The organism is Parabacteroides sp. B2-S-102, assembly GCF_023656665.1.
Classification (GTDB): Bacteria; Bacteroidota; Bacteroidia; order Bacteroidales; family Tannerellaceae; genus Parabacteroides; species Parabacteroides distasonis.
The window spans coordinates 1-4,429 of record NZ_JAMOKM010000043.1 but is presented as its reverse complement, the minus strand read 5'-3'; the positions used below and the strand labels follow the sequence as shown (position 1 = coordinate 4,429).

General features: G+C 42.4%; 9 protein-coding genes. 7 read left to right on the top strand and 2 right to left on the bottom strand.

Translation table 11 applies throughout. The annotated features are described in order from the left end of the window. The first annotated feature begins 359 nt into the window (after positions 1 to 359). The 7 genes from NBH07_RS22350 to NBH07_RS22325 all read left to right on the top strand — a co-directional run bounded on the left by NBH07_RS22350 (position 360) and on the right by NBH07_RS22325 (position 3,022). Entirely contained in the window at positions 360 to 611 is a 252-nt protein-coding gene (locus NBH07_RS22350; RefSeq protein WP_004295507.1) for a type II toxin-antitoxin system Phd/YefM family antitoxin, read from the top strand. Further along, a complete protein-coding gene (locus tag NBH07_RS22345) occupies positions 608 to 883 on the top strand; it encodes a type II toxin-antitoxin system YoeB family toxin (protein WP_004327436.1) in 276 nt (91 codons plus the stop codon). Before NBH07_RS22350 ends, NBH07_RS22345 begins: the two co-directional genes overlap by 4 nt. A 10-nt stretch (positions 884 to 893) precedes the next feature. Beyond that, positions 894 to 1,091: a hypothetical protein gene (locus NBH07_RS22340; protein WP_007209655.1), complete on the top strand. Its 198-nt coding sequence runs from the start codon at positions 894 to 896 to the stop codon at positions 1,089 to 1,091. 181 nt (positions 1,092 to 1,272) lie between these two features. Further along, entirely contained in the window at positions 1,273 to 1,572 is a 300-nt protein-coding gene (gene mbpA / locus NBH07_RS22535; RefSeq protein WP_004327437.1) for a mobilization protein MbpA, read from the top strand. Next, positions 1,569 to 2,363 (top strand): mobilization protein MbpB, encoded by a 795-nt coding sequence (gene mbpB / locus NBH07_RS22335; protein ID WP_007560590.1) that lies wholly within the window; start codon positions 1,569 to 1,571, stop codon positions 2,361 to 2,363. Before mbpA ends, mbpB begins: the two co-directional genes overlap by 4 nt. After that, positions 2,320 to 2,772, top strand: a complete 453-nt coding sequence (gene mbpC, locus NBH07_RS22330) for a mobilization protein MbpC (RefSeq protein WP_004295511.1) — start codon at positions 2,320 to 2,322, stop codon at positions 2,770 to 2,772. Before mbpB ends, mbpC begins: the two co-directional genes overlap by 44 nt. A 19-nt stretch (positions 2,773 to 2,791) precedes the next feature. Next, positions 2,792 to 3,022 (top strand): hypothetical protein, encoded by a 231-nt coding sequence (locus NBH07_RS22325; protein WP_007560596.1) that lies wholly within the window; start codon positions 2,792 to 2,794, stop codon positions 3,020 to 3,022. Positions 3,023 to 3,060: 38 nt separating this feature from the next. On the opposite strand, the gene NBH07_RS22320 is transcribed toward NBH07_RS22325, so the two are convergent. Both NBH07_RS22320 and NBH07_RS22315 read right to left on the bottom strand, forming a co-directional pair. Further along, positions 3,061 to 4,065, bottom strand: coding sequence for a replication initiation protein (locus tag NBH07_RS22320; protein ID WP_007755890.1), 1,005 nt, complete (start codon positions 4,063 to 4,065; stop codon positions 3,061 to 3,063). Continuing rightward, positions 4,016 to 4,201: a hypothetical protein gene (locus NBH07_RS22315; protein WP_007560600.1), complete on the bottom strand. Its 186-nt coding sequence runs from the start codon at positions 4,199 to 4,201 to the stop codon at positions 4,016 to 4,018. Before NBH07_RS22315 ends, NBH07_RS22320 begins: the two co-directional genes overlap by 50 nt. Positions 4,202 to 4,429: the final 228 nt, after the last annotated feature.

Genomic DNA, 4,429 nt, shown 5'->3' with positions numbered 1-4,429 from the left:
AAGGGAAAATAACATTCAAAAAGTCGTAGTAATGTGTTAAATAGCATTCAAAAAGTCGTAGTAATGTGTTAAATAGATTGTGTAAGTTATTGGATTTCAGCATAATTTTTAGTTAAAAAAAAAAGCTGATAAGCATATAAACAAGTTATGCTTTATAACAAGTCATTGATTTTTTACGGATAAGTGGTTGATTTACTGTCGGAAAAAGAAAAACAATAGGGGAAAAAAGCAAAGCAAAACCAACCAACGGGCGGTAGGACTGTGAACGGCTTTTTATGGCGTGTACACATTTGTGTGCAAAAAGTTTGTATTTTATTGAAATATAGCTATCTTTGTACTGAATTTAAAAGCAAACAGATATGGAAGCATTATCAGTAAGAGAATACCGTAACAACCTCGCAGCGTCTTTCACCAAAGCTGACAATGGCGAGCAGGTACTAATTCGCAGGAAAAACGAGATTTACGCTTTGGTAAAAGTTGGTCGTGAAGATTTGATGATAACCCCGGAACTGCAAGCAAGGATTGACAAGGCAAGGGAAGAAATCAAATCCGGAAAGTGTGTTACCCTCAAAAGCAGTGAGGATATTGATGCTTATTTCGACAGTCTATGATGTACACAATTAGGGTTTCCGACGGGGTGGATAAGGTGATTGCCAAATGGAAGAAATCAAACCCCAATTTGTTCAAGAAGTATAAGAAAATCTACAAAGAATTGTTAGAGCACCCTAAGACTGGGCTTGGGCATCCCGAAGCGTTAAGGGGCGGTGGGGATATTACATGGTCTCGACACATTACCGCCCATGACCGGATAATCTATGACATTTACGAGGAAGTGGTAGAGGTCTACATTTTGGAGGTAGAGGGGCATTACAACGATAAATGATAAAACTGTTATGGTCGAATATTGTGTTTACTGGTTAGAGAACGGCGAGCCTATGCACGAGGTGTTCTCTAACCTTGCCGCCGCCGAGATGTACTCATGTGCGATAAGAGGGAAAGAAAACGTTGAATGGGTGGAGGTGTCCGAAGAAGAAGCCATTGATTTGGACGAACTGAAAGACATGTTCCCGGATGACTTCTGCGGCGTGTAATCCCCTTGGGTAGAAATTGTTAGGCTGTGGGGGATTTTCTAACATGCCTGGGCTTTTTGCCGGGCGGTTGGCGTGGATGTATTCCCATGCGGCATGTGTATATATAGCAAGAAGTGTCCTTGTCGGACAATTCTTGCTTTTCTCGCTTTGCTCAAAAAGATTTTAAGATTACCTTTGTGGCATGGAACTAAGACGGAACGAAAAGATTACATTCCGATGTACCGAACTTGAAAAGGACGCACTTGCGGAGCAGGCAGCCCGGTGCAGTCTAAGCGTATCGGAATACTGCCGGAGTTTGTCCCTTGGGGGGCGCCCAAGGGAGAGGTACACCGAGGAGGAACGGCAGCTTCTCCGGGACATAGCCCAGTTGAAAGGAACGCTCCAACGGCTGAACAACTACTTCGGTGGTCGCCAGTACCGGGAAGTGTTCGAGGAGAACCGGGCACTAATTACAGAGCTCAAAAAAATACTCTCACGATGATAGGGAAAGGGAAAAGCATATCACATGGTGTGGCGGCATTGGAGTACGACCTCGCCAAAGAGATAAACGGGCAGGCAGTAGCCACCGAGATAGCCCGGCATGAACTTTATGGGTGTACTGGTGCGGAAATGGTGCAGGAAATGAAACCGTATCACATTGATTTTCCGAACGTAAAAAACAACTGCCTACGTTTCGAGGTCAGCCCCTCGATAGAGGAAAGCGCCACCTTTACGGATGCGGACTGGGCGGAACTTGGTAACGACTTCATGCAGCGCATGGGGTTGGCGAACCACCAGTACATCATCATCCGGCACAGCGGTACGGAGAGCAAGAAAGAGCAAGCCCACCTGCACATACTGGCAAACCGGGTTTCCCTTTCCGGGGAACTGTACCGGGACAACTGGATAGGGAAAAAGGCAACGGAAGCCGCCAATGCCATAGCCAAGGAACGGAACTTTGTACAGTCGCAGGACATTGGCAAAGTCAACAAAGCGGAAATCAAGGAAGCCATGGACGGCGTATTGAAGAAGATGCAGGGCTTTGACTTTACCAAATTCAAGGAAGAACTTGGTAAGAGAGGTTTTAAAGTCCGGGAAGCCAGGGCAAGCACCGGGAAACTTAACGGCTACTATGTCACAGCCCGAAGCGGTACGGAGTATAAGGCAAGCGAGATAGGGAAAGGCTACACTCTCGCCCATATCGAGCGGACACAAAGCAAACTGAAGTGCAACTCAATGAACATATCTCATGGAAACAAACTCACACCCGGAAGCGGCAGCTTCCAACGTTAAGCAGGGACAGTACAGCCCCCGGAAAAGAAAAGACACAACGCCAAGGGTAAACCCGCAGCTTGCGGTAGAACTGGTGTATCAAGAACTAAAGCGTGTTGAAGTCTATACGAAGCGCATAGAGGACGCAACAGCCCGAAAGGTACAAATAGACGGGAAAAGCCTTGAAAGTGCCGAAAATCGCCTAAAAAACGTATTGGCGGACTTTGAACGGCAGGGGTATAGAATGAAAAACGGCGGTTATGTGGACAAACGAATTTCGTTCTACTCAATCCTTTGTGCTGTTATCTCCCTATTGTTCGCTTGTTTCATGTGCTATCTTTGGACGGATGCAGCCAAAGACCGGGACAACTACAAGCAGTATTATGAATACTACCAAGAGCAGGCAAGGGAACAAAAGGGGAATAAATAAACATCTAACTTTACGAATTATGGGAACAGCGGAACACGAAGAACCCCGGTTCTTCTTCATACTGAACAAGGGTGCGAAGTCCGGCGGCGAAATCACCCATGCCGTCCTAAACGGTAGTATCGTTTCGAAGCCGGCAGGCTGGGACGCCTTTCATGGGCTTGTACTGGCGAAAGAGAAACTAAGCAGCGAGGAAATACAGCGGCAGATGAAAGAGCTTGGTGTAGAAATGGAAATCGTTCCTCTGATTTGACAAGATTACCCCGGTATATTTCAGCCGGGGTAATCTTGTCACTTATCCTTGATTTTCCCTTTAAGGGCATTTATAATCCACCCTTTTGGATTTGTTTTTGTCCTTGATTTTCCTCTAAGTATGGCGAGTTCTGTCATGATGTCTGGAAGTTCCATTTGTGCTGTTACAAATAAATCCCGGTTGTTTTTGATTTCTTTATCGGAGAACTCCAAAGATGTTTTTAAGTAACTTATCACTTGCCTACCTAAATCCCATGAAAGCCCGGTTTGCTTTTGTAGCTCTTTTTTGTATAGCTCTGCATCACGATGCTCTGGCTTGAATATTGGATAGAAGTTGAAACTTACAATTTTTTTCCCTTCCTTGTTTGCGGACCATTCGAATGTATAAGGACTTAGTTCGTCCAGCTCATTTTTTGCAGGTTCAATTACTTTCCGGACAAAATCGTTTGTCTTTGCGTATTTATCTTGTACTTTAAACATTTCTTTGAGCTGTTCAAGTGGATAGATTAGTTTTGTTTTCTGACCGCTTAAAAGTTCGTAGAACCGCATAGAATATACACTCTTAAACTTCATCGCAGTGGCTAATTCGTATTTGCGAAACCCTTTTGAAAAATCTAAGCAGCAGTCCCATATGTGTGAGTCTATTTGGAATGATACAACAGATGAACGCTTCTTTATCTTTGGCAATGCAATAATAGAAATGCTTATCCATTCTTTTTCATCCTCATAGGTAAAGATTTTCTTTTGTAGAGATAACAGTGCTTGTTTTACACGTGTGTAGTTTTCATCACTTTCTCCATTTAGCAATGAAGCAATAGGCATTGTGATGTGAACGGTATCAAAAAGTGTGTGTTCTATTTTTTTACAATCAGTTGCAAATCTAACTCCTTGGAGTTCACCTTGAGCCATTTCTACAATTCTATAAAGTATGCGCTTCTCATAAACGGAAAAGTCATACTTGGCTGTCGTCATAATATAGCTTTGTATTTGGTCTTTATTGACGACTGTTACACTGTTGTTCTTCTGTTGTTTCGTTTTCATCATCTACACGAAAGGATAAAATACTGTTGGCTTTATCTATGTGAGGAGCGTATATTTCAGAAAATTTTGCGAGGATAGAAATTGCGTTTTTAACCCTTTCAAATTCTTCTTTCTTAAAATGAACTATGATTTTCTTCATCCTTTATTGATTATTAGTATGTTGCGCAAATATAATAAGTAATTACGACTTGTGCAAATGAAAATCGTAGATGATGCAAAATAACATTCAAAAAGTCGTATTTGGAAGGGAAAATAACATTCAAAAAGTCGTAGTAATGTGTTAAATAGCATTCAAAAAGTCGTAGTAATGTGTTAAATAGATTGTGTAAGTTATTGGATTTCAGCATAATTTTTAGTTAAAAAAAAA

Excerpts from the sequence above, each read along its gene's own strand:
- NBH07_RS22350 (WP_004295507.1), top strand. The coding sequence starts at position 360 with ATGGAAGCATTATCAGTAAGAGAATACCGTAACAACCTCGCAGCGTCT.
- NBH07_RS22345 (WP_004327436.1), top strand. The coding sequence starts at position 608 with ATGATGTACACAATTAGGGTTTCCGACGGGGTGGATAAGGTGATTGCC.
- NBH07_RS22340 (WP_007209655.1), top strand. The coding sequence starts at position 894 with ATGGTCGAATATTGTGTTTACTGGTTAGAGAACGGCGAGCCTATGCAC.
- mbpA (WP_004327437.1), top strand. The coding sequence starts at position 1,273 with ATGGAACTAAGACGGAACGAAAAGATTACATTCCGATGTACCGAACTT.
- mbpB (WP_007560590.1), top strand. The coding sequence starts at position 1,569 with ATGATAGGGAAAGGGAAAAGCATATCACATGGTGTGGCGGCATTGGAG.
- mbpC (WP_004295511.1), top strand. The coding sequence starts at position 2,320 with ATGGAAACAAACTCACACCCGGAAGCGGCAGCTTCCAACGTTAAGCAG.
- NBH07_RS22325 (WP_007560596.1), top strand. The coding sequence starts at position 2,792 with ATGGGAACAGCGGAACACGAAGAACCCCGGTTCTTCTTCATACTGAAC.
- NBH07_RS22320 (WP_007755890.1), bottom strand. The coding sequence starts at position 4,065 with ATGATGAAAACGAAACAACAGAAGAACAACAGTGTAACAGTCGTCAAT.
- NBH07_RS22315 (WP_007560600.1), bottom strand. The coding sequence starts at position 4,201 with ATGAAGAAAATCATAGTTCATTTTAAGAAAGAAGAATTTGAAAGGGTT.